The 20,146-nt window shown below is 61.6% G+C and carries 21 protein-coding genes; 15 read left to right on the forward strand and 6 right to left on the reverse strand.

Annotation, left to right across the window (positions count from 1 at the left end; genetic code table 11):
- Window positions 1–285: 285 nt before the first annotated feature.
- The 3 genes from ACTG2J_RS18275 to ACTG2J_RS18285 all read left to right on the forward strand — a co-directional run bounded on the left by ACTG2J_RS18275 (window position 286) and on the right by ACTG2J_RS18285 (window position 2,844).
- Window positions 286–1,962, forward strand: coding sequence for a cation:proton antiporter (locus ACTG2J_RS18275; RefSeq protein ID WP_439997927.1), 1,677 nt, complete (start codon window positions 286–288; stop codon window positions 1,960–1,962).
- Complete coding sequence (locus ACTG2J_RS18280; protein WP_047436908.1) at window positions 1,959–2,531, forward strand: DNA-J related domain-containing protein; 573 nt, start codon at window positions 1,959–1,961, stop codon at window positions 2,529–2,531. The genes ACTG2J_RS18275 and ACTG2J_RS18280 overlap by 4 nt, the downstream gene beginning before the upstream one ends.
- 64 nt (window positions 2,532–2,595) lie before the next feature.
- Entirely contained in the window at window positions 2,596–2,844 is a 249-nt protein-coding gene (locus tag ACTG2J_RS18285) for a hypothetical protein (protein WP_005363113.1), read from the forward strand.
- 60 nt (window positions 2,845–2,904) lie between these two features.
- Here ACTG2J_RS18285 and ACTG2J_RS18290 read toward each other — a convergent pair whose 3' ends face one another.
- Both ACTG2J_RS18290 and zntB read right to left on the reverse strand, forming a co-directional pair.
- On the reverse strand, window positions 2,905–3,417 hold the full coding sequence (locus ACTG2J_RS18290) for a mechanosensitive ion channel domain-containing protein (RefSeq protein WP_439997761.1): 513 nt from the start codon (window positions 3,415–3,417) through the stop codon (window positions 2,905–2,907).
- 13 nt (window positions 3,418–3,430) lie between these two features.
- Entirely contained in the window at window positions 3,431–4,396 is a 966-nt protein-coding gene (zntB, locus tag ACTG2J_RS18295) for a zinc transporter ZntB (RefSeq protein WP_005341467.1), read from the reverse strand.
- Between the two features lie 139 nt (window positions 4,397–4,535).
- Between zntB and ACTG2J_RS18300 the strand changes: the two genes are divergently transcribed.
- A complete protein-coding gene (locus ACTG2J_RS18300) occupies window positions 4,536–4,985 on the forward strand; it encodes a YaiI/YqxD family protein (protein WP_127006050.1) in 450 nt (149 codons plus the stop codon).
- A gap of 125 nt (window positions 4,986–5,110) precedes the next feature.
- Complete coding sequence (locus ACTG2J_RS18305) at window positions 5,111–5,611, forward strand: metal-dependent hydrolase (protein WP_041234360.1); 501 nt, start codon at window positions 5,111–5,113, stop codon at window positions 5,609–5,611.
- Between the two features lie 64 nt (window positions 5,612–5,675).
- On the opposite strand, the gene ACTG2J_RS18310 is transcribed toward ACTG2J_RS18305, so the two are convergent.
- Window positions 5,676–6,881: a NupC/NupG family nucleoside CNT transporter gene (locus ACTG2J_RS18310; protein WP_005363118.1), complete on the reverse strand. Its 1,206-nt coding sequence runs from the start codon at window positions 6,879–6,881 to the stop codon at window positions 5,676–5,678.
- Window positions 6,882–7,423: 542 nt separating this feature from the next.
- On the opposite strand from ACTG2J_RS18310, the gene dbpA reads away from it, so the two are divergent.
- Together dbpA and ACTG2J_RS18320 are read left to right on the forward strand one after the other, a co-directional pair.
- Window positions 7,424–8,803: an ATP-dependent RNA helicase DbpA gene (dbpA, locus tag ACTG2J_RS18315; protein WP_040067082.1), complete on the forward strand. Its 1,380-nt coding sequence runs from the start codon at window positions 7,424–7,426 to the stop codon at window positions 8,801–8,803.
- An 89-nt stretch (window positions 8,804–8,892) separates the two neighbouring features.
- Window positions 8,893–9,183 carry a YkgJ family cysteine cluster protein gene (locus ACTG2J_RS18320; RefSeq protein WP_113739883.1) on the forward strand — a complete coding sequence of 97 codons (291 nt, stop codon included), beginning with the start codon at window positions 8,893–8,895 and terminating at the stop codon, window positions 9,181–9,183.
- A gap of 27 nt (window positions 9,184–9,210) precedes the next feature.
- Here the strand turns inward: ACTG2J_RS18320 and ACTG2J_RS18325 are convergent, their stop codons facing one another.
- Window positions 9,211–9,618, reverse strand: a complete 408-nt coding sequence (locus ACTG2J_RS18325; protein WP_439989254.1) for a hypothetical protein — start codon at window positions 9,616–9,618, stop codon at window positions 9,211–9,213.
- Between the two features lie 268 nt (window positions 9,619–9,886).
- Between ACTG2J_RS18325 and ACTG2J_RS18330 the strand changes: the two genes are divergently transcribed.
- Window positions 9,887–11,281 carry a PepSY-associated TM helix domain-containing protein gene (locus tag ACTG2J_RS18330; protein ID WP_439997762.1) on the forward strand — a complete coding sequence of 465 codons (1,395 nt, stop codon included), beginning with the start codon at window positions 9,887–9,889 and terminating at the stop codon, window positions 11,279–11,281.
- 70 nt (window positions 11,282–11,351) lie between these two features.
- Here the strand turns inward: ACTG2J_RS18330 and ACTG2J_RS18335 are convergent, their stop codons facing one another.
- Window positions 11,352–11,567: a DUF6500 family protein gene (locus ACTG2J_RS18335; protein WP_005363132.1), complete on the reverse strand. Its 216-nt coding sequence runs from the start codon at window positions 11,565–11,567 to the stop codon at window positions 11,352–11,354.
- Between the two features lie 106 nt (window positions 11,568–11,673).
- Window positions 11,674–12,579, reverse strand: coding sequence for a 1,4-dihydroxy-2-naphthoate polyprenyltransferase (locus ACTG2J_RS18340; protein ID WP_162628413.1), 906 nt, complete (start codon window positions 12,577–12,579; stop codon window positions 11,674–11,676).
- Window positions 12,580–12,787: 208 nt separating this feature from the next.
- Here ACTG2J_RS18340 and ACTG2J_RS18345 point away from each other — a divergent pair, with 208 nt between their 5' ends.
- The 7 genes from ACTG2J_RS18345 to menE are packed head-to-tail and all read left to right on the forward strand — an operon-like array spanning window position 12,788 to window position 19,975.
- Window positions 12,788–14,107 (forward strand): isochorismate synthase, encoded by a 1,320-nt coding sequence (locus ACTG2J_RS18345; protein WP_113739887.1) that lies wholly within the window; start codon window positions 12,788–12,790, stop codon window positions 14,105–14,107.
- Between the two features lie 32 nt (window positions 14,108–14,139).
- The gene (gene menD, locus ACTG2J_RS18350; RefSeq protein ID WP_439997763.1) at window positions 14,140–15,897 is read left to right on the forward strand and encodes a 2-succinyl-5-enolpyruvyl-6-hydroxy-3-cyclohexene-1-carboxylic-acid synthase; all 1,758 of its coding nucleotides are present in this window, start codon (window positions 14,140–14,142) and stop codon (window positions 15,895–15,897) included.
- Entirely contained in the window at window positions 15,857–16,654 is a 798-nt protein-coding gene (gene menH, locus ACTG2J_RS18355) for a 2-succinyl-6-hydroxy-2,4-cyclohexadiene-1-carboxylate synthase (RefSeq protein ID WP_439989252.1), read from the forward strand. Before menD ends, menH begins: the two co-directional genes overlap by 41 nt.
- On the forward strand, window positions 16,647–16,769 hold the full coding sequence (locus ACTG2J_RS18360) for a hypothetical protein (RefSeq protein ID WP_265177483.1): 123 nt from the start codon (window positions 16,647–16,649) through the stop codon (window positions 16,767–16,769). Before menH ends, ACTG2J_RS18360 begins: the two co-directional genes overlap by 8 nt.
- Window positions 16,766–17,626, forward strand: coding sequence for a 1,4-dihydroxy-2-naphthoyl-CoA synthase (menB, locus tag ACTG2J_RS18365; RefSeq protein ID WP_021231674.1), 861 nt, complete (start codon window positions 16,766–16,768; stop codon window positions 17,624–17,626). Before ACTG2J_RS18360 ends, menB begins: the two co-directional genes overlap by 4 nt.
- On the forward strand, window positions 17,626–18,555 hold the full coding sequence (gene menC / locus ACTG2J_RS18370; RefSeq protein ID WP_005335937.1) for an o-succinylbenzoate synthase: 930 nt from the start codon (window positions 17,626–17,628) through the stop codon (window positions 18,553–18,555). Before menB ends, menC begins: the two co-directional genes overlap by 1 nt.
- On the forward strand, window positions 18,548–19,975 hold the full coding sequence (gene menE, locus ACTG2J_RS18375; RefSeq protein WP_439997764.1) for an o-succinylbenzoate--CoA ligase: 1,428 nt from the start codon (window positions 18,548–18,550) through the stop codon (window positions 19,973–19,975). Before menC ends, menE begins: the two co-directional genes overlap by 8 nt.
- Window positions 19,976–20,146 lie beyond the last annotated feature (171 nt).

Here is a 20,146-nt window from a genome sequence, read left to right on the forward strand (position 1 = left end):
ACCCCATCACCACGGTTGGCGTCTGGCTGGCGCCCTGCACACCACAGCCAGCCACCATGACGCCGACTGTCGCACATCTCCCCATCCCGGCCATAATGCACGCTCCTTCAGGTGTCAATCTGACCAACTTAGCCACTACACTAGCTCCATACTCACTGCCTGAATCGAGGTCTGCATGATTGCCCTCTCTCTGGCCGGGATCGCCCTGGTCTCCGTGCGGCCCAATGGCTCGCCTGGTCGCTGCGGGTACCCGCCATCCTGTTTCTACTTCTTACCGGCCTGACTCTGGGTCCGGTCAGCGGCTTGCTCAACCCCGATGCCCTGCTCGGAGAGCTGCTTTTTCCGCTGGTCTCCCTGTCGGTGGCCATCATCCTGTTCGAAGGGGCGTTGACCCTGCATCTGACAGAGCTCAAGGGGATCGGCAAGGTAGTGCGCAACCTCTGCTCCACCGGCATGCTGGTCAGTTTCGCGGTCATCGGCAGCGCCGGTTACTTCCTGCTGGGGCTGGACTGGCGGGTCGCCACCATGCTCGGCGCGGTACTGGTGGTGACGGGTCCGACGGTGATTGCCCCCATGCTCAACGTGATCCGCCCCACCCGGGAGGTAGACCGGATCCTGCGCTGGGAGGGGATCGTCATCGACCCTATCGGCGCCCTGTTTGCGGTGCTGGTGTTCGAGGCGGTACGCCTCGGCAGTCAGGGGGATCTCATCAGCCATACCCTGCTGGCACTGGGCAAGACGGTACTGGTCGGTTCTCTGATCGGGGTAGCGGCAGGTTGGATCACCACCTTGCTTATTCGCAAGGATTGGCTACCGGTCAGCTTGCACAAATTCGGCGTGCTGGCGCTGGTGCTGGTCACCTTCAGCTTCTCCAACTGGCTGAGCCATGAATCGGGATTGCTGGCAGTGACCGTATTTGGCATCTGGCTCGCCAATCAGGATGGGCTGGATCTGGAGGAGGTGCTGGCCTTCAAAGAAGATCTCGCGGTTATTCTTATCTCCAGCCTGTTTATTTTGCTGGCCGCTCGCCTCGACCTGGCCCAGCTCTGGCAGCTCGGCCCCATGGTGCTGGCGCTGCTCTGCGTGGTGCAGTTTGTGGCGCGCCCGCTCTGTATTCTGGTCTCGACCTGGGGCTCGGATCTCTCCTGGCGAGCTCGCGCCCTGCTAAGCTGGATCGCCCCTCGCGGCATAGTCGCGGCGGCAGTCAGTGCCTCGTTTGCCATCAGCCTGCATCAGGCCGAGATCCCCGATGCCGACAAGCTGGTGCCGCTGGTATTTGCGGTGATCATCTCCACCGTGGTGTTGCAGAGCCTCACCTCGGCACCGCTGGCCAGCCTGCTCAAGATGCGCCAGAGCGCCCCCAACACCTGGCTGATCATAGGGGCCAACTCGGTGGCGCGGGCCATAGGCCGGGCGCTGGCGGATCAGGGGGTGCCGGTACAGCTCTGCGATCCCGCCTGGGAGTTCTGCAAACAGGCGCGGATGAGCAACCTCCCCTGCTATTTCGGCAACCCCCAGTCGGAACATGCCGAGCTGCACCTGCCGCTTACCAGCATCAGTACCGTGCTGGCACTCTCCCCCAACCGCCACAACAACGCCCTCGGGGTGCTGCACTTCGCCCACCTCTACGGCGAGGAGCAGGTCTACTCCCTGCGATCCAGCGAGCAACACGGCAAGGCCAACCGGGAGAGCGCCACCTTTCGCGCTCGCCAGAACCTGTTCGGCCCCGACATCAACTATGCCCGGCTGAGCGGCCTGCTGAGCCGGGGTGGCCAGATCAAAGCGACCCGCCTGAGCGAGGCGTTCGACTGGGCCCAGTATCAGGCCGCCAATCCCGGCGCCATCCCGCTGTTCGTAATCGATGGCAAGGGCAAGCCCCGGATCGTCACCGGCCCCGTCACCCCGCAGGCGGGTGAGCTGCTGATCGCCCTGCAGCCGCCCAGAGAGCAGGGCGCCGAATGAACGAAGCCAACCACAATCCGCTGGTCGCCCCTCTGCTGGTGCTGCTGCAACAGGCGGCGGGCAGCTACAAGGTGCATGAACTGATGGCGGCTCTGCGCCAGCAGGGAGCGATCCCCCGGCTGGCCGACGACGAGCAGCTGCAGCTGTTTCGGGTCAACTTCCTGATCATGAACGCCCTCTACCAGCTGCAGGCCGAGCTTTATGAAGAGGGTTGGTGGCTGGTGATCAGCACCCTGGATATCCGGCTCGAACCGCTGGCTGGGAACCTGGAGGCCAACCACGGCTTTGCCCTTGGCGAAAATCTGCGTAGCTACTATCTCGACTGGCAGGTGTTCTGGCAGACCGACCGTGCCGAAGTGGAGGCCCTGCTCAACCGCTTCTGGCGCGCTTACGACGGTGAGGGGCACAAAGCCGAGGCGCTGGCATTGTTCGAGTTGAATGAAGGGGTAAGTCAGGAGGCGCTCCGCCGCCGCTGGCGGGAGCTGGCACTGCTGCACCATCCGGATCGGGGCGGCAATGCCGAGACTTTTGTCCGCATCCGCTGGGCATGGGAGGTCCTGCGGGGATGATCCCGTTGCTGCATATAAAGGGCAGGCATAGACTGGAGCTGGATATTCCCCACAGGAGAGCATCATGACAGTCAGTGAACTTCGTAAGCTCTATCAGCAACAGATCCTGCAAGAGGCCGAAATACTCCACGATGTGGCTATTCCCGGCTGGCTCATCGAATTCAGAGGCAAGGATGGCGCCCTCTACGAGCTGACCGACACCCTCGGCTGCCCGGTCAGTTTCGGCACCGTTGAGCAGGCCCGCGAACATCTGCATCAGGTGGCCGACTGCCCGGTTCAGGTGGAGCACCTCTACCGCTTCTTCGAACGCTAGCGCCACCCACCGCACAGTAAAAAGGCTCCCGAGGGAGCCTTTTGTTATTCCGGTTGCTTTCTACTCCGGTTGCAGCGGTTCCGCCACCTTGCCCTCCAGCTTTCTGACCGGCTTTTGCAGGATCAGGTTGGCCGGATAGGTGACCAGATCGCCGCTGTCATCACGCACCCGCACGTAGAAGAGGCCGATCTCGGTGATGACGCCGGTGACCGAATCATCCTTGTCGAGGATGCGGATCCGGTCGCCAATCTTGTAGGGGAAGGCGAAGAAGATGGTGATGCTGGCGGTGATGTTGGAGAGGATCGACCACTGGGCGACCATGGCGACCCCCAATACCGCAAAGAAGGAGGACGCGAGCACCACCAGTCGGGAGAAGTCGAGCCCCCACACCCCGGCCAGCACCAGCAAGGTGGCGCAGCCGAGCAGGAAGTGGAACACATGGGCCACGTAGAGCACCCGGTTCTCGCTCACCTGCCTGCTCTGACCGAGCGCCAGCAGGCTCTTGTGAATAAGCCGCCGGATCAGGGTATGACCCAGCAACAGCAGCAGGGTCAGGCCAATTGATTGCCACATGGGTTATGCCTCCTTACCACCAGCGCCGATGCTTGAGCCAGATAGCCAGCCCGCTTGCCAGCGCCACCAAGGATCCGCAGAAGACCCAGAAGGCAGTCGGATTCTCGGCCCCGGGGATACCGCCGAGGTTGATGCCAAACAGACCGGTCAGGAAGCTGGCAGGTAAAAAGAGCAGCGCCATCACCGACATCTGGTAGGCGCGGCGGTTGGTCGCCTCTGCCATCAGATTGTTGATCTCATCTGCCAGCACGGCGGTGCGCGCCACTCCGGCATCGAGGTCATCGAGCCAGCGCCGCAGCCGGTCGGCGATATCGAGCAGACGGCGGCGATCATCCTCATCCAGCCAGCTGATCTTCTCGTTGGCAAGGCGCGCCACCAGATCCCGCTGGGGGGAGAGGTAACGACGGATCATGATGAGCTGCTTGCGGATCAGCGCCAGCCGGCCATTGGCTGGCATGTCGCGCATCAGCACCATCTCCTCCAAATCGAGGATCTTGTCGTGCAGCTCCTCGACAAACTCCCCCGCCCGGTCGGTCAGGGCATCGCAGATCTCCACCAGCCAGTCGGCCGGGGTATCGGCGCCGCCCCCCAGCTTGAGCTGGTTGAACACATCCTGCTCGGAGAGCAGCGGACGACGACGGCTGCTGATGATGAGATCCGGGGTGATGAAGATGCGCAGCGCCACCATCTCTTCGGGCCTGTGATCCTTGTTGTGGTTGATGCCGCGCAGGATCAGCAGCACCGTCTCCCCCATCCGCACCAGCTTGGGACGATTGCTCTGGCCGAGCAGCGACTCCCTGGCCGCCTCGCTGAGCAAGGGGGTCTGCAACAGCCAGCGCGCCGAATCGGGATTGCCGTAATCCAGATGCAGCCAGCCGGGATGTGCCGCCGGGACTTCGCTTCCCGCCGTCAGCGGCGCCATGCCACCCTTGCCATCCAGAGTCAGGGCATAAATCACTTCACCGGGCACCCGATCCATCTCGTCTCCTTCTCGTTTCATGTGCTGGCCCCAGCTTACACCAAAGGCGGGGCCGACTCAGCCCCGCGCCGGGAAGGGAGGCCTGTGTTAACATGCCCGCTCTCGTTTTCCATCCGCTTTCACTACAGGAAACCATGCCATGCCCATCTGGGTTGATGCCGATGCCTGCCCCATTCCGGTCAAGGAGATCCTCTACCGCGCCGCCCACCGCGCCCAAGTCGTCACCACCCTGGTGGCTAATCAGGGATTGCGGGTGCCCCCCTCGCCCTTCATCAAAACCCAGCAGGTGGGGAAGGGATTCGATGTGGCAGATCATGTCATCGCCCAGCAGGTTCAGCCCGGCGATCTGGTGATCACCGGCGACATCCCCCTCGCCTCCTGGGTGATCGATGCCGGTGGCGAGGCGCTCAATCCCCGCGGCGAGATCTACACCCGCGAGACCATCAAGGCACGGCTCGGCATGCGCAACTTTATGGAAGAGCTGCGCTCGGCTGGCGTGCAGACCGGCGGCCCGGCCCCCTTCAATGCCGCCGACAAACAGCGCTTCGCCAACGCTCTCGACAAGTGGCTGGTCAAAGGCAAGTTGTAAATAGGCTATAAAGGCGCCCAATTTGGGCGCTTTTTCGCCGTAACATCCTGATTTTTAAAATAAGAACTGACCACAACCGTCAGGCTGGTAAGATGCGCCGCCATCTTGTCCACGCCGTAATCATCATGACCGCCCAAGGGCACCTGCTCTTCTCCGTTACCTGCACCCTGATCGCCCATAAACTGCAGCTCACTCCGGCACTGGCCGATGCCAGCCTGTGGCAGACAATCCCTGCCGCGCTGGCCAGCGCCCTGTTGCCCGACCTCGACCACCCCAAATCGGTGCTGGGGCAGCGCCTGCCGTGGATCTCGAAACCTCTGTCGCGGCTGTTCGGCCATCGCGGCTTCACCCACAGTCTGCTGGCGGTCGCTGCTGCCGTCTGGGGGCTGAACCAGAGCCTGCCGCCGGACACCCTGCCCATGGGGGTCAAGGATGCGCTGATCGTCGGCTACCTCAGCCATCTGCTGGGGGACTGGCTCACCCCGGCGGGCATTCCGCTCTTCTGGCCCATCAAGCGCCGTTACCGCCTGCCGGGCTGGCCGCTGCGCAGCGGCGGTGCCATCGAAACCGGCTTTTGCACCCTCACCTTGCTGGTCGCCGGCTGGTGGTGCGGCTGGCGGCTGTGAGCCAGAAACAAAAGAGCCCCTGACGAGGTCAGGGGCTCAAACCGTGGCGGGTGCCGCCAGAGGATCAGATCATGATGCCTGCGATAACGGCAGAGAGCAGGCTGACCAGGGTAGAACCGTAGACCAGCTTCAGGCCGAAGCGGGAAACCATGTTGCCCTTCTCTTCGTTCAGCGCTTTTACCGCACCGGCGATGATGCCGATGGAGCTGAAGTTGGCGAAAGAGACCATGAAGATGGAGAGGATGCCGACGGTGCGCGGAGAGAGCTCGGCAGCCACCTTGCCCAGATCCATCATCGCCACGAACTCGTTGGTCACCAGCTTGGTCGCCATGATGGAGCCGGCTTGCAGCGCTTCACCACTCGGGATCCCCAGGATCCAGGCGATCGGGTAGAAGAGGTAACCCATGACGAACTGGAAGTTCACGCCAAATGCCATCTCGAACAGGTAGTTGATGAGGGCGATCAGAGCGATGAAGCCCACCAGCATGGCACCCACGATAACGGCAACGGTGAAACCGGCCATGATGTACTCACCCAGCATCTCGAAGAAGTTCTCTTTCTTCGGGGTGTGGTGCTCGTCACCTTCGGCAATAGCCTTGATGTCGGTCACGGAGTTATCCGGCTCGTAGGGGTTGATCAGAGAGAGCACCACGAAGGTACTGAACATGTTGAGCACCAGCGCGGCAACCACGTAGCGCGGCTCGATCAGCTGCATGTAGGCACCGACGATGGACATGGATACAGTAGACATGGCAGTCGCAGCCAGGGTGTACATCTGCTTCTCGTTCAGGTGCGGCAGGATGTTCTTGAGGGCGATGAAGTTCTCGGATTGGCCGACGATCATCGAGCTGATGGCGTTGAAAGACTCCAGCTTGCCCATGCCGTTGATCTTGGCCAGCACGGTACCGATACCGCGGATCACCAGCGGCAGCAGGCGGATGTACTGCAGAATACCGATCAGCACGGAGATGAAGACGATGGGCATCAGCACCATCAGGAAGAAGGAGAAGGCCCCTTCGTTGACCAGACCACCGAACACGAAGTCGGTACCCTGTTTGGCAAACTCCATCAACTTGGTGAAGCCGGCCGCGAAGCCACCCACCACCGCCAGACCCACTTCGGAGTTCAGCATGAACCAGGCCAGCGCCAGTTCGACCACCAGCAGCTGGCCGATATAACGCAGCTTGATCTGTTTCCAGTTGTGGCGGTTAGCCAGCAGAGAGAGAGCGAGGACCATCACCAGTCCGAGCACAAAGTGAACGTATTCCATACCTGTAGCACCTGAGTAAATTGTAATTTTTGACCGGCGCCATCATAGACATTTGCACATTTAAAAATCAGATAGCCATCACAATCCCGCGCAATATTATGGAGGCAGGATAATACAAACGTTTTTAAATTAATTGTGCAATGAACTGATATTAATCGCGCAACGCGGGTAACATAAATCCTTTAAAAACATCATGTTGAGTAATGGCGGCGCCGTTTTCATGTTCTTTGAAAATATTTAATCAGCATTTTCGCAACATTCCTTGTGGCGCAGTAACTGCTCGCAGAATATTTTCCAGTCATTATATTAAAATACTGAAAATAGAAAACGTTTATCCATGATAAATAATTAGATGAGTGTTTGAAAAATAGTCCTTATCGCATTGTCGGTGATCGTCCGCGATCGGTTTGGCAACAAATGAACCTTTCATGGCCCCTCGTGACCAGCCGTTCAAAAATCCGCCACATCCGGTGCCACATTCTGGTATGATGCGCGGCCTTAGCGCTAGCGCATCCCCGTTTTCTCCGAAATAGAGTCCTTTTGTGAACAACAGCGAATTTAGCAGCCTCAATCTCTCCCCCGCCCTGCAAGAGAACCTCACCAGCCTGGGTTACCTGCAGATGACCCCGATCCAGGCCCAGAGCCTGCCCCTGGTGCTCGATGGCAAAGACCTGATCGCCAAGGCAAAAACCGGCAGCGGCAAGACCGCCGCCTTCGGCCTCGGCCTGCTGGCCAAGCTCAACGTCAACCGCCTCGAAGTGCAGGCGCTGGTGCTCTGCCCGACCCGCGAACTGGCGGACCAGGTGGCTCAGGAGATCCGTCGTCTGGCGCGCGCCCTGCCCAACGTCAAGCTGGTGACCCTGTGCGGCGGCACCCCGACCGCACCGCAGTCCGCCACCCTGAGCTTTGGTGCCCACATTGCCGTCGGCACCCCGGGTCGTATTCTCAAGCATCTGGAGCAAGGCACGCTGGAGCTATCCGGCCTCAAGACGCTGGTGCTGGATGAAGCGGATCGCATGCTGGACATGGGCTTTGGCGAAGATATCAACCGGGTCATCAGCTATGCCCCCCAGCAGCGCCAGACCCTGCTCTTCTCCGCGACCTATCCGGAAGGGATCGCCCAGATGAGCCGCGGCGTGCAGCGCAATCCGGTCGAGGTGAGCGTGGAGTCCCTGCACGAGGGGAGCGCCATCGAACAGAAGCTCTACGAAGTGCCTGCCGGTCAGCGCCTCGACGCCCTCACCTGGCTGCTGAGCTACTACCAGCCCAGCTCCTGCGTGGTGTTCTGCAACACCAAGCGCGCCTGTAACGACGTAGCCGACCATCTGGCCGCCAAGGGCTTCTCGGCGCTGGCGCTGAATGGCGATCTGGAACAGCGCGAGCGGGATCAGGTGCTGGTGCGCTTTGCCAACGGCAGTGCCACCATTCTGGTGGCCACCGATGTGGCGGCCCGCGGCCTCGACATCAAGGAGCTGGGCGCCGTCATCAACTACGAGCTGACCTATGATCCGGAAGTGCACGTGCACCGCATCGGTCGTACCGGTCGTGCCGGCCAGCAGGGTCTGGCTCTGAGTCTCTATCAGCCGAACGAGGCCCAGCGCGTCAACTTTATCGAAGAGTACCAGCAGGCTCCGATGCCGCTGGGTGATCTCGACAGCATCGGCCGCGACATCAAGCCGATCGCCCCGCAGATGGTGACCCTCTCCATCGATGCAGGTCGCAAGACCAAGGTGCGGGCCGGTGACATTCTGGGTGCCCTGACGGGCGAAGGCGGCATTGCCGGCGCCGACGTCGGCAAGATCCAGATCTCCGAGCAGTACTCCTACGTCGCCGTGAAGCGCAGCGTGGCGAGCGCCGCCCTCAAGCGGTTGCAGGAAGGCAAGATCAAGGGTCGCAGCTACCGCGCCCGCAAACTGGGCTAAGGTTCTTTGCAAGCCGTTAGCCAGACCACAGGCGCCTGACAGGCGCCTGTTTCATATCTCCAATGCCGCCATGCGGCAAGACAGGCACCATGACCCAAGCAATCCAAACCGAAGTGAGCTGCCAGAACTGCGAAGCCTGCTGCTGCCGCCTCGAGGTGATGCTCTTTACCGATACCGGCGTGCCGGACCGTTATGTACTGGAACGGGATGGCGAGATACCGGTCATGCGCCGGCTGGACGATGGCTGGTGCGCCGCCCTCGACCGCAACACCATGATGTGCCGTATCTACGAGGTGCGACCGCTGATCTGCCGTGAATTCGAAATGGGTGAACCCGACTGCGTTGACGAGCGGGACAAGTGGTTTATCAAGCTGGAGTAAACCCGAGCCAACCAGAATTCGGGGTCGTCAAGCGCTCGCAGGTTCACAGGGAGCGGTGTTGAGCTGCTCCCCCAGCCACTGGATGGCCGCTGCCTCCTGCTCGAAGTAACGTACCGCCCGAAAGGGCAATCCCTTGAAGATGTTATCCGCCAGATAGCGCTTGAAGCCCCCTACGAAAACCACCGCCAGAAACTGACAGCCACTCTCGGCACACCAGCCAAACTGGCGACGAAAACAGGCCAGCACCTCGGGCCCGGCCGCTTCAAACTCGGTTGCGACCTCGACAATCCCCCAGGGGCCATCCATCAGACCGGCCAGTTCGTGACGAAATCGCGCCTCATAGGCCATGGCACCTGCCAAATTGAAGGGGCCACTCGGGCGGCAGATCAGCATCTGGCCCCTGCGCTCCATGTCGAATTGCCCATGTGGCTGCATGACTGCTCCCATTCCGTTACCACCACCATCGCCTGCAAATTGTTACCACAAGGTAATAATTTATAAGGAAAAGTCCAGCAGCAAACAGGCTTTCCCCAAAGCGTGGTCATCCTATCCAGCAAACCGTCGGCACCTCATGTTACCCACATCCCGCACTGAATCGGTCTCAAGATGTGCGATTGCAGTTAACGAAACGTTACTGCTATCATCCGCGCCGCCACAAACATTCCACCAGCCGAAAGGTTTGGCACCTCAACAAGGATGTGCAATGAAAAACAGGGACTCGAGTCATTACCAACGGATCTGGCGCTGGCACTTCTACGCCGGTCTCTTTGTCGCACCTTTCCTGATCCTGCTGTCACTGACCGGGATCGTCTATCTGTTCAAACCCCAGCTCGACAACCTGATGTACCCCGAGCTGATGAAGGTCACCCCCGCCAGCCAGACCCTGAGTGCCGACCAGCTACTGGCCAAGGCGATGATGACCATGCCCGATGCCAGCCTGCGTAAGTACCTGCCGCCTGCCGCTCCCGACCTGAGCGCTCAGTTCATCGTCAATCGGGGTGAACAGGAGCTGACTCTGTTTATGGATCCCGCCAGCGGCGCCCTGCTCGGCACCATGGATAACAAGTGGAATCTGCAGGCAGTCGCTCGCGCTCTGCACGCCGAGCTACTGCTCGGTACCACCGGAGATAGGCTGATCGAGCTGGCTGCCGGCTGGGGGATAGTGTTGCTGCTGAGCGTACTCTATCTCTGGTGGCCGCGCAAGGGGCCTGGCGTGGGCGGTATTCTCTGGCCCAGAGTGAGCCAGCGTGGCCGCCTCTGGTGGCGCGATCTGCACGCCGTGGTCGGCTTCTGGGGCGCAGGTTTCCTGCTGCTGTTGCTGTTGAGCGGCATGACCTGGACCGGTTTCTGGGGCGATCAGTTCGCCGCGGTCTGGAACCGCTTCCCGGCCGCCATGTGGAACGAGGTGCCCAAATCGGCGCCGCTGGCCCGCACCCTGAATCAGGCCCATGAGCAGACCGTCCCTTGGGCGGTGGAGAACACCCCCATGCCCAGCTCGCAGCCGGTCGATGAGGGGCACGATCACGGTGCCATGAACCACGGCGAGCACGAGGGAGTGGTGATGGCGAGCCAGCACATTGCGCTGCAACGGGTGGTCGAGATCGCTAATGAACGGGGAGTCCAACCGGGTTACAGCATCACACCGCCGGTCGGCGCCACCTGCGTCTACACCATCGCCCTGTTTGCCGACGATCCGCGCAACGACGCCACCCTGCATATCGATCAATACAGCGGCAAGGTGCTGGCCGATGTGCGCTGGCAGGATTACGGCCCGGTCGCCAAAACGGTGGAGAGCGGCGTCATGCTGCACATGGGCAAGCTCTACGGCTGGCCCCATCAGCTCGCCATGCTGCTTATTTGCCTGATGGTGCTGGCCAGCGCCGTGAGCGGCCTCTGGATCTGGTGGTGCCGCCGCCCGCAAGGGCGTCTCGCCGCGCCGCCATTGCCCGCCAAATTGCCGCCGATGCGTGGTGCCATCGCCCTGCTGATCCTGCTGGGGATCGCCTTCCCGCTGGTGGGCGCCTCCATGGTCGCCATCTGGCTGCTGGATACCCTGATTTTCTCCCGCCGCCCTCTCAGGGTGGCACGCGCCAGCTAGTCGATAACATCATTAACCAGCATAGAGGGCTCCCGCTTGGGAGCCCTCTCTGTTTCATGGCCGCCGACTATCACTCCTGCTCGACCAACAAGAGAATTTTCTTGGCCTTCTCGAAGTGATCGAGCTTGTGGGTCCGGATCCACCAGGTCGCCGCCTCCATCAACAACTCGGGATCGTCATTGCGATTGGCAAAAAAAGCATAAAAGGAGAGCCCGACCGTCTCCCCCTTCTGGGCGATTTTCTGCTGGCATACCTGAATGATTTTCTGTTTGAGTGATGCACGCATGGCAGTCTTCCTGTCTGACTGATTCAGTACCAACGCGTAGCATCGGCACACAAAAAGGGCTCCCGCCTCGGGAGCCCGTTTCACATAACAACAAGCCGGTCGTTCATCAGGAGAGCGCCAACCCGATGGAGAGCAGCAGGCTGAACAGAAACGCGCTGATGGCGGTCTTCTTGAGGGAACCGGTCAGCACCTCGCCATCGTAGCTTTCGCGAAGAGTCTTGGCCGCATCGCTGAGAGGCTTCATGGCGGGCAGGAAGATCCACGGCCAGAAACTGGCGGGCTGGATCAGGATAAAGGCGATGGTCGCCAGCAGCGCTGCCCCCAGCAGTACCCAGTGATAGGCGATGGCGCGATGGCGGCCAAGGCGCACCGCCAGGGTGATCTTGCCGCTGGCGGCGTCGGTCTCGATGTCGCGCACATTGTTGATATTGAGCACGGCGGTGGCCAGCAGGCCACAGGCGGTGGCAGGCAATAGCAGATCCCACTCCAGCGTCTTGGTGAAGAGGTAGTAGGAGCCGAGCACCCCGAGCAGGCCGAAGAAGAGGAACACAGAGATATCGCCAAACCCGCGATAGCCGTAAGGGGTCTTGCCGACGGTGTAGGTCACCGCCGCGACGATGGCCGCGCCACCCAGCACCACAAATGCCAAAATCTGCAGCCACTGGCCGCCGAAGGCACAGCCCAGCAACAGCAGGCCACTGGCCACCGCCGCCAGTGCGGTCAGCCCCATCGCCACGCACATCTGCTTTTTGGTGATAAGACCGGAGACCACCGCCCGCTGCGGACCGATCCGCTCGCCGTTGTCGGCGCCGGAGACCGCATCGCCGTAATCGTTGGCCAGATTGGAGAGGATCTGCAGCAGGATGGCGGTCAGCAGGGAGAGCGCCATGATGGCGCCATCGAAGGCACCACGACTGGCAGCCAGCCCCGAGCCCAGCAGGATGGAAGAGCAGGCGAGCGGCAATGTTCGCAAACGCGCCGCCAGCAACCAAACAGAGAAGGTATTTGTCATTTTGTGATGGCCAAACAATCGGATATTGATCGTGTTAAGGGTTATCGAACCGGATTTGGGTATACTTGGCCCCGGAGAGTGAAGCTCCCGCGGGCGATTTACATGGACGAATGGGCAGATAATATATAGGAAATCATCGCCCTTTGGCATAAACCTACGGCATCCAGCTACCGGATCGCTCGTTACTACCCGGCTCAGAAAAGAATCCATGTTGGCTCAGACCCATATCAAGCAACAACTGGACGCCCTGCGTCACAGCAAGGCCAGCGGCTTCGTGCGGCTGCGCGTGACGTTCGAGATCCGCTCTTTTCTGGGCTGGCTCGCGGCGCAAACCCTCTATCCGCGTATCTATTGGCATGCCCGTGGCCAGAGCAGCCCCGAATATGTCGCGCTGGGCGCCATTCAGGAGCTGACTGCGCCGGAAGATATCCGTCAGGTGTGCAGCAACACGGCAGAGCCCCATGATGACAGCCCCCGCTACTATGGCGGTCTGGCGTTCGATCCGGCCCAGTCCGGCTGGCAAGGGTTTGGCCCCTGCCGTTTCGTGCTGCCCCGCATCGAGCTGGTGCGCCGTGGCGAGTGCGTCAGTCTCTGCCTCAACCTCTGGCTGGATGAAAACAATCTCGAGGCCGAACTGCAGGCGGCCGACGCCGCCCTCGATGCCCTGCGCCCGGAAGCCCCGCTGCCCGCCCTGCAAAAGCAGCCTTGGCAGCGACAGGATTGCCCCGGCCCCGCCCAGTGGCAGACGCTGGTTGAGCGCGTCACTGCCCCCGATTTTCAGGCCCACACTCCCAAGGTGGTGCTGTCGCGGGAGAGCCTGCTGACCAGTCCGAACCATGATGCGGATATCAATCCCTGGGCCATGCTCGACCAGTGGGCCCGCCACGCCCAGGACTGCTTCCACTTCGGTTTTCAATTCTCCCCCGAGCAGGCCTTTATCGCCTGCTCCCCCGAGCGGCTCTACCGCCGGGAAGATCGCCACCTCTTTACTGAGGCGCTGGCGGGCACCATCCGCCGCTCCGGCGATGAAGAGGTGGATGCCCAACTGGCTGCCGAGCTGCTGGCCGACAGCAAGAACCGGCTGGAGAACCGGCTGGTACATGCCGACATCCTCAGCCGTCTGGCGCCACTGACCCACGATGCCACCCTGACCGAGCCGCGCATTCTCAAACTGCGGCTGCTGCAGCACCTCAAGTGCGATATCGAAGCCGAGCTCAAACCTGGGGTCTGCGACTGGCACCTGCTCGACGCCCTTCATCCGACTCCTGCGGTGGGCGGTGCCCCGCGCGAAGCGGCGCTCGCCTTTATCCGCGAGTTCGAACCCTATAATCGGGGCTGGTACGCCGGTGCTTGCGGCATGCTGAGCCGGGAGACCTCGGAGTTCTCGGTCGCCATTCGCAGCGCCCGCATTCAGCCGGGCAGCGTCACCCTGTTTGCCGGTGCCGGCATTGTCGCCGGTTCCGAGCCTGTCGCCGAGTGGGCCGAGCTCGACAACAAGATCGCCAATGTGCTCTCCCTGCTGGGATAGTCATTCACCCTTTTCACGCTACGAGAGCCCCTATGCCCACCCGTAAAGAGCCTGCCAGCGAAGAGTTTGCCTGCCCCCCGTTTTCGAACCAGCACGCCACCTTCAACCACGTCTGGTCCTCCCTCTTGCTGGAGGAGCTCTTTCGCCTCGGGGTGCGCGACATCGCGCTGGCCCCCGGCTCCCGCTCTGCGCCGCTGACCATGGCGGCCGCGGCCCATCAGGGCTTTCGTCGTCACCTGCACTTTGACGAGCGCGGCCTCGGCTTTATGGCGCTCGGGCTGGCCAAGGGGAGCAACCGGCCGGTGGCGGTGATCATGACCTCGGGCACCGCGGTAGCCAACCTCTGGCCCGCCGTGGCAGAGGCCCAGCTCACCGGCGTGCCGCTGATTATTCTCTCCGCCGATCGCCCTCACGAGCTTATCGACAACGGCGCCAATCAGGCGATCGACCAGCAGGGGATCTTCGGCCGCTACCCCGTCTATCAGCAGAACCTGCCGAGCCCCACCCCGACCATTCCGGCGGCGTTTGTGCTGAGTTCGGTGGACCAAGCCTTGGCCAAGCAGGTGCTCACCCCCGGGGTGGTGCACTTCAACTGCATGTACCCCGAGCCCCTCTACCCGGGCGAGCACTATCAGGATTTCTCCGACTATCTGGCCCCCCTCGGTGACTGGCTCAACTCGCAGACACCCTGGAGTCCGTGGCAACAGAGCGAACCGACTTGCCCTCCTCAGGCGGAGTGGGAAACCTTTCGACAACAGCGCGGCATCGTTGTAGCTGGCCGCATTACAGACCCGAATCAGGCACAGGCCGTCGCCACACTGGCAGAACTACTCGGCTGGCCGCTACTGGCAGACCTGCAGAGCCAGATCCGCTTCGATAGCCGCAACCTCATCCATATGGATCTGGCGCTCAACGACCCTGAATTTGTCGCCGAGCTGGGCCGCGCCGAGGTGCTGCTGCAATTTGGCGCGCGGCTTGTCTCCAAGCGGCTTGGCCAGTTCATAAAACACCATTCATGGCAGGATTACTGGCTGGTGGATCCGCAACCGGCGCGGCTAGATCCCGACTACCGGCTGCGCAACCGGCTGCTCTGCAGTGCCAGCGCCTTTGCTGCGGCCCATCCGGTCACCACACAAGCCCCTTGGCACACATTGGCAGAGCTGCAACATAACGCCAGCCAGCAGATCACCGCCGCCTGCGAGCACTTCTCCGAGCTCGGGGTCTGCCATCGCCTCAACCGCCTGATCGAAGGGCAACTGTTTGTCGGCAACAGCATGCCAGCCCGACTGATGGATATGCTCGGCGAAACGGGCAAGGGGCCGAGCCGGGTGATGACCAACCGCGGCGCCTCCGGCATCGATGGCCTGATCGCCACCGCCTACGGTTTTGCCCAATCAATCGAGCAGGACAGTGATGAGCCCACCACCCTGCTGCTTGGGGATCTCAGCGCCCTGCACGACCTCAACAGCCTCGCCCTGCTCAGCAAGGCGAGTCGACCGCTGGTGGTGATCCTGCTCAACAACGATGGCGGCAGCATCTTTCGTATGTTGCCGGTGCCCACCGAAGGGGAGCTGCTGGAGAGCTACTACCGGCTGCCCCACGGCCTCAGTTTTGAACATGCTGCCGCCATGTTTGGTCTCGCCTATCGGGCGCCGACCACCCTGCCTGAGTTCGAACGCGATTACAGCGCCGCCCTCCAACATGGCGTTACCTTGATCGAGATCCGGGTACCGAGCGAGCAGGTGGCCGATGATCTCAAGGCGCTGGGGGCCGCCATCCGTGGCAAATAAAGATGCCAATGTACCACTGGTGCTACTGCACGGCCTGCTGGGGGATAGCGGCGACTGGCAACCGGTGATCGACCGGCTGCCCGCCATCCGATGCATCACCCTCGATCTGCCGGGTCATGGTCAGCATAGCGCTCTCAACGTCAACGACTTTGAGCAGAGCCACCAGTGGCTGGTCGCCGAGCTGGCCAGCCGCAACCTTGAACGCTATCTGCTGGCGGGTTACTCGCTGGGTGGGCGACTGGCCCTCTATCACGCCAGCCGCGAGCCCGCCGGGCTGCAGGGGCTGCTGCTGGAGAACTGCAACCCGGGACTACCGGCCAGTGAACGGGCCGCCCGCATCCAGCACGATGAACAGTGGGCGCAGCGCTTTGAGCATGAGCCCCTGGCTGACGTGCTTGCAGACTGGTACCGGCAAGGGGTGTTTGCCGATCTTGACGATGCGGCCCGGGCCAGCCAGATCGCCCGCCGCCTTGGCAACGACGGTCAGGGCATCGCCACCATGCTGCGCGCCACCTCGCTAGGCAAGCAGCCGGATCTCGCCCCCTGGCTCATGGCGAGCCAGCTGCCGGTTACTTATGTGAGTGGCAAGCGGGATCACAAATTCCATCAGCTGGCTTGCCAGCTGGCAAACCAGGATCGCAGAATCAACCACTTGGTGCTGGATGGCGGCCATAATCTGCACGCCCATCAGCCTGATAACTTTGCCCGACTCCTCGCGGAGTGGGTCAACCAACAAGAAGAGACGAGTCATGATTGAAGCAATGACGGAAGCTGAACTGTATGCACCCGTTCAACATGCCGGGATTGCTCAACTCAGTGTTCAACTCGGTGCTCAACTGCACTCTCCCAGATCAGAAGGAAAAAAACCATGATTGAAGCAATGACGGAAGCGGAACTGTACGCTCCTGTTGAGTGGCAGGATTGCTCCGCCGGTTACGAGGACATCCTCTATCACAAGTCCAACGATGGCATTGCCAAGATCACCATCAACCGTCCCCAGGTGCGCAACGCCTTCCGCCCCCGCACCGTCAAAGAGATGCTGCAGGCACTGGCCGATGCCCGTTATGACGATCAGGTCGGTACCATCATCCTGACCGGTTTTGGCGAGAAAGCCTTCTGCGCCGGCGGCGACCAGAAGATCCGTGGCGACTACGGTGGATACCGGGATGATGAGGGGACTCACCACCTCAACGTGCTCGACTTCCAGCGCGACATCCGCACCTGCCCGAAACCTGTTGTTGCCATGGTGGCCGGTTACGCAGTCGGTGGCGGCCACGTGCTGCACATGATGTGTGACCTGACCATCGCCGCCGACAACGCCCAGTTTGGCCAGACCGGCCCGAAAGTAGGCTCTTTCGACGGCGGTTGGGGTGCTTCCTACATGGCTCGTATCGTCGGCCAGAAGAAGGCCCGCGAAATCTGGTTCCTCTGCCGCATGTACGATGCCCAGCAAGCCCTCGACATGGGTCTGGTCAACACCGTCGTGCCGCTGGCAGAACTGGAGCGCGAAACCGTGCGCTGGTGCCGTGAAATGCTGCAAAACAGCCCGATGGCGCTGCGTTGCCTGAAAGCCGCCCTCAACGCTGACTGTGATGGTCAGGCGGGCTTGCAGGAGCTGGCGGGCAATGCCACCATGCTCTTCTACATGACCGAAGAGGGTCAGGAAGGCCGCAACGCTTTCAATGAAAAGCGTCGCCCCGACTTCTCCAAATACAAGCGGAACCCCTGATGACACTAGCCCTGTATCGCTATCAACTGCCTTTTACCCAGCCACTGACCTTTCACGGCAAGGTGGAGGTGGCGCGAGAGGGGCTGTTGGTGCGCATCAACGACGGCTGGGGGGAAATTGCCCCCCTGCCCGGCTTCTCGAAAGAGAGCCTGCAACAGGCAGAGGCAGAAGCCCTTGCCACGCTGGCAGCCTTGGCCGCCGGCGACACCCCGAACCCCGTGCTGCCGTCGGTGCAATTTGGCCTCGACTGCGCGCGCCGGACATGGCCCGAGCAGCGCAACCCGCTGCCGGAGCCCTATCCCCTCATTCAAGGCTCCCCCCAGGAGCTGCTGCGCAACTGGAAAGAGTGGCTGCACCGCACGCCCGGCAAGGCCAAGCTTAAGGTGGCGCGCTACCCGATGCGTGACGAGCTGGCGCTGATCCGCCTGCTGTGCGATCGCCTCCCCTCCCTCAAGCTGGTGCTGGATGCCAACCAGGGCTGGACTCGCGAGGAGGCGTGGACCTTCTGCGGCCACCTCGACCCGAATCGTATCGAGTATCTGGAAGACCCTTGCGCCGACTTTGCCGATATCGCCTTTGTCGCCAACCGCACCGGCATGCCGGTGGCGCTGGACGAACTGCTGGCACAAGGCAAGCCGTGGGAGCCGATCCCGCAACTGCGCGCGCTGGTGCTCAAGCCTACCCTGCTCGGTTCACTCGCCAACTGCGAAGCGCTGATCGCCCGCGCCCGCGAACTGCGGCTCAAGGTGATCATCTCCTCCTGCTTCGAATCGGATCTGGGCCTGAACCAGCTGTTTCATCTGGCGGGCGAATGGGCGCCGGAACAGGCGCCGGGTCTGGATACCCGCCGCTGGATGGCAGGCAATCTGCTGGGGGAAGATGGCAAACCGGATCTGAGCCGACTGGAGCAACTGTATTACCGTGATTGACCCCTCCCGTTCACCCGAACAGACGCCTTGCCCGGTACGCCACCGGGCAATCACAGCCCCGAACCGCATTGCCATCCACACCGCCTCGCCTCTCAGTTATCGCCAGCTCGATGCTCGCCTCAACAGCCTGTGCCAACAGCTGGAACAAGCCGGAGTGCGTCGTGGCGCTCATCTGGCGGCGGTGGTGCGCGGTGCGCTGGAAGATGTGCTGCTGGCGTGGGCCTGCGTACGCAGCGGCGTGGTGTTCTGCCCGCTCAACCCCGCCTTTCCTCTCGAAAAGCAGCGCGAGCTGGCGGTGCAACTCGATGCCGATGCCTTCTGGTCGGCAGGGGAGATCCCGGCAGACAACTGGCAGCCCTTGCAGCTCGACTTCACGCGCGAACTGCCGGCAAGCGAGGAAGCGTGGCCGCTGGAATCGACTCAGCTCAACAACATGATCCTCACCTCCGGCTCCAGCGGTACGCAGAAAGCGGTGGCGCACCGGCTCTGCAACCACCTTGCCTCGGCACGCGGCTCTGCCACCCTCATTCCCCTCGATGAGACCTGCGGCTGGCTGCTCTCCCTGCCACTGTTCCATGTGGGCGGCTACGCCATCCTGTTTCGGGTCTTTCTGGCGGGTGCGACTCTGGTACTGGATCAACGTGAACGCCCCCTCAAGGAGCGGCTGGAGTGCCAACCCATCACTCACTTGTCTCTGGTACCTACCCAGCTCTGGCGCCTGCTGGCAGAGGGTTTTGCTCCCGCCCGCACCCGCCTGCGCGAGCTGCTGCTCGGTGGCGCCGCCATCCCGCAGCCGCTGGTGAGCCGCCTCTGCACCATGGGGCTCGAACCCAAGGTGAGTTATGGTCTCTCCGAGATGGGCAGTCAGGTCTGCACCGCTATCCCCGGCGATGCAGGCGTAGTTGGCAAACCGCTACCGGGACGGGAAGTGTGCATCAGGGAGCAGGAGATCTGCGTGCGCGGCGCTACCCTGTTTGCTGGTTACTACCGAGATGGCGAGCTGGAACTGCCCCTCGATAACGAAGGCTGGTTTCATACCCGCGACAAGGGGAGGTTCACTGCGGCAGGGGAGCTGCTGGTAGAGGGACGGCTCGACAACCTCTTTATCTCGGGTGGCGAAAACATCCAGCCCGAAACCATAGAGCAGCGACTGGTAGATCATCCCGCCGTCGCCCAGGCGCTGGTGGTGCCGGTGCCGAGCGACGAGTGGGGGCAACGCCCCGCCGCCTTTATCGACTGGCACGGCGAGCCGGTTCCCGACTCCGAACTGGCAGCCTGGATCCGTAGTACCCTGCCCGGCTTTATGGTGCCCGACCACTGGCTCCCCTGGCCCGATCTTGGCGGCAATCTCAAGCCCTCTCGCCAACTGCTGGGCAAGGTAGCCCGACAACAGACCACTCGGGTACGACAAGCTGAATGAGATCGGACTCACAATTTACCGATCTTCTTTGAAAACAAAAAAGAAACATGTGAGTCCTCACTGCGGCGCCAACCCGCGATAATTCGATCAGACTCAAAAAGCCACCATCTTATTGATTTATCTGATTTTTAATTGGCAATTGATATCCCTTTGGAACCGTTTAAATTGCCT

This window comes from Aeromonas sp. 6P (genome assembly GCF_051919525.1).
Taxonomy (GTDB): domain Bacteria; phylum Pseudomonadota; class Gammaproteobacteria; order Enterobacterales; family Aeromonadaceae; genus Aeromonas; species Aeromonas veronii.

Bases quoted from the DNA above. Each gene is read 5' to 3' on its own strand.
- menB (WP_021231674.1), top strand. From the start codon at position 16,766: ATGATTGAAGCAATGACGGAAGCGGAACTGTACGCTCCTGTTGAGTGG.
- ACTG2J_RS18340 (WP_162628413.1), bottom strand. From the start codon at position 12,579: ATGACAAATACCTTCTCTGTTTGGTTGCTGGCGGCGCGTTTGCGAACA.
- menC (WP_005335937.1), top strand. From the start codon at position 17,626: ATGACACTAGCCCTGTATCGCTATCAACTGCCTTTTACCCAGCCACTG.
- ACTG2J_RS18300 (WP_127006050.1), top strand. From the start codon at position 4,536: ATGCCCATCTGGGTTGATGCCGATGCCTGCCCCATTCCGGTCAAGGAG.
- ACTG2J_RS18285 (WP_005363113.1), top strand. From the start codon at position 2,596: ATGACAGTCAGTGAACTTCGTAAGCTCTATCAGCAACAGATCCTGCAA.
- ACTG2J_RS18330 (WP_439997762.1), top strand. From the start codon at position 9,887: ATGAAAAACAGGGACTCGAGTCATTACCAACGGATCTGGCGCTGGCAC.
- ACTG2J_RS18325 (WP_439989254.1), bottom strand. From the start codon at position 9,618: ATGCAGCCACATGGGCAATTCGACATGGAGCGCAGGGGCCAGATGCTG.
- ACTG2J_RS18305 (WP_041234360.1), top strand. From the start codon at position 5,111: ATGACCGCCCAAGGGCACCTGCTCTTCTCCGTTACCTGCACCCTGATC.
- ACTG2J_RS18280 (WP_047436908.1), top strand. From the start codon at position 1,959: ATGAACGAAGCCAACCACAATCCGCTGGTCGCCCCTCTGCTGGTGCTG.
- ACTG2J_RS18335 (WP_005363132.1), bottom strand. From the start codon at position 11,567: ATGCGTGCATCACTCAAACAGAAAATCATTCAGGTATGCCAGCAGAAA.
- ACTG2J_RS18345 (WP_113739887.1), top strand. From the start codon at position 12,788: ATGTTGGCTCAGACCCATATCAAGCAACAACTGGACGCCCTGCGTCAC.
- ACTG2J_RS18360 (WP_265177483.1), top strand. From the start codon at position 16,647: ATGATTGAAGCAATGACGGAAGCTGAACTGTATGCACCCGTTCAACAT.
- ACTG2J_RS18310 (WP_005363118.1), bottom strand. From the start codon at position 6,881: ATGGAATACGTTCACTTTGTGCTCGGACTGGTGATGGTCCTCGCTCTC.
- zntB (WP_005341467.1), bottom strand. From the start codon at position 4,396: ATGGATCGGGTGCCCGGTGAAGTGATTTATGCCCTGACTCTGGATGGC.
- menH (WP_439989252.1), top strand. From the start codon at position 15,857: ATGATCTCAAGGCGCTGGGGGCCGCCATCCGTGGCAAATAAAGATGCC.
- menD (WP_439997763.1), top strand. From the start codon at position 14,140: ATGCCCACCCGTAAAGAGCCTGCCAGCGAAGAGTTTGCCTGCCCCCCG.
- ACTG2J_RS18320 (WP_113739883.1), top strand. From the start codon at position 8,893: ATGACCCAAGCAATCCAAACCGAAGTGAGCTGCCAGAACTGCGAAGCC.
- ACTG2J_RS18290 (WP_439997761.1), bottom strand. From the start codon at position 3,417: ATGTGGCAATCAATTGGCCTGACCCTGCTGCTGTTGCTGGGTCATACC.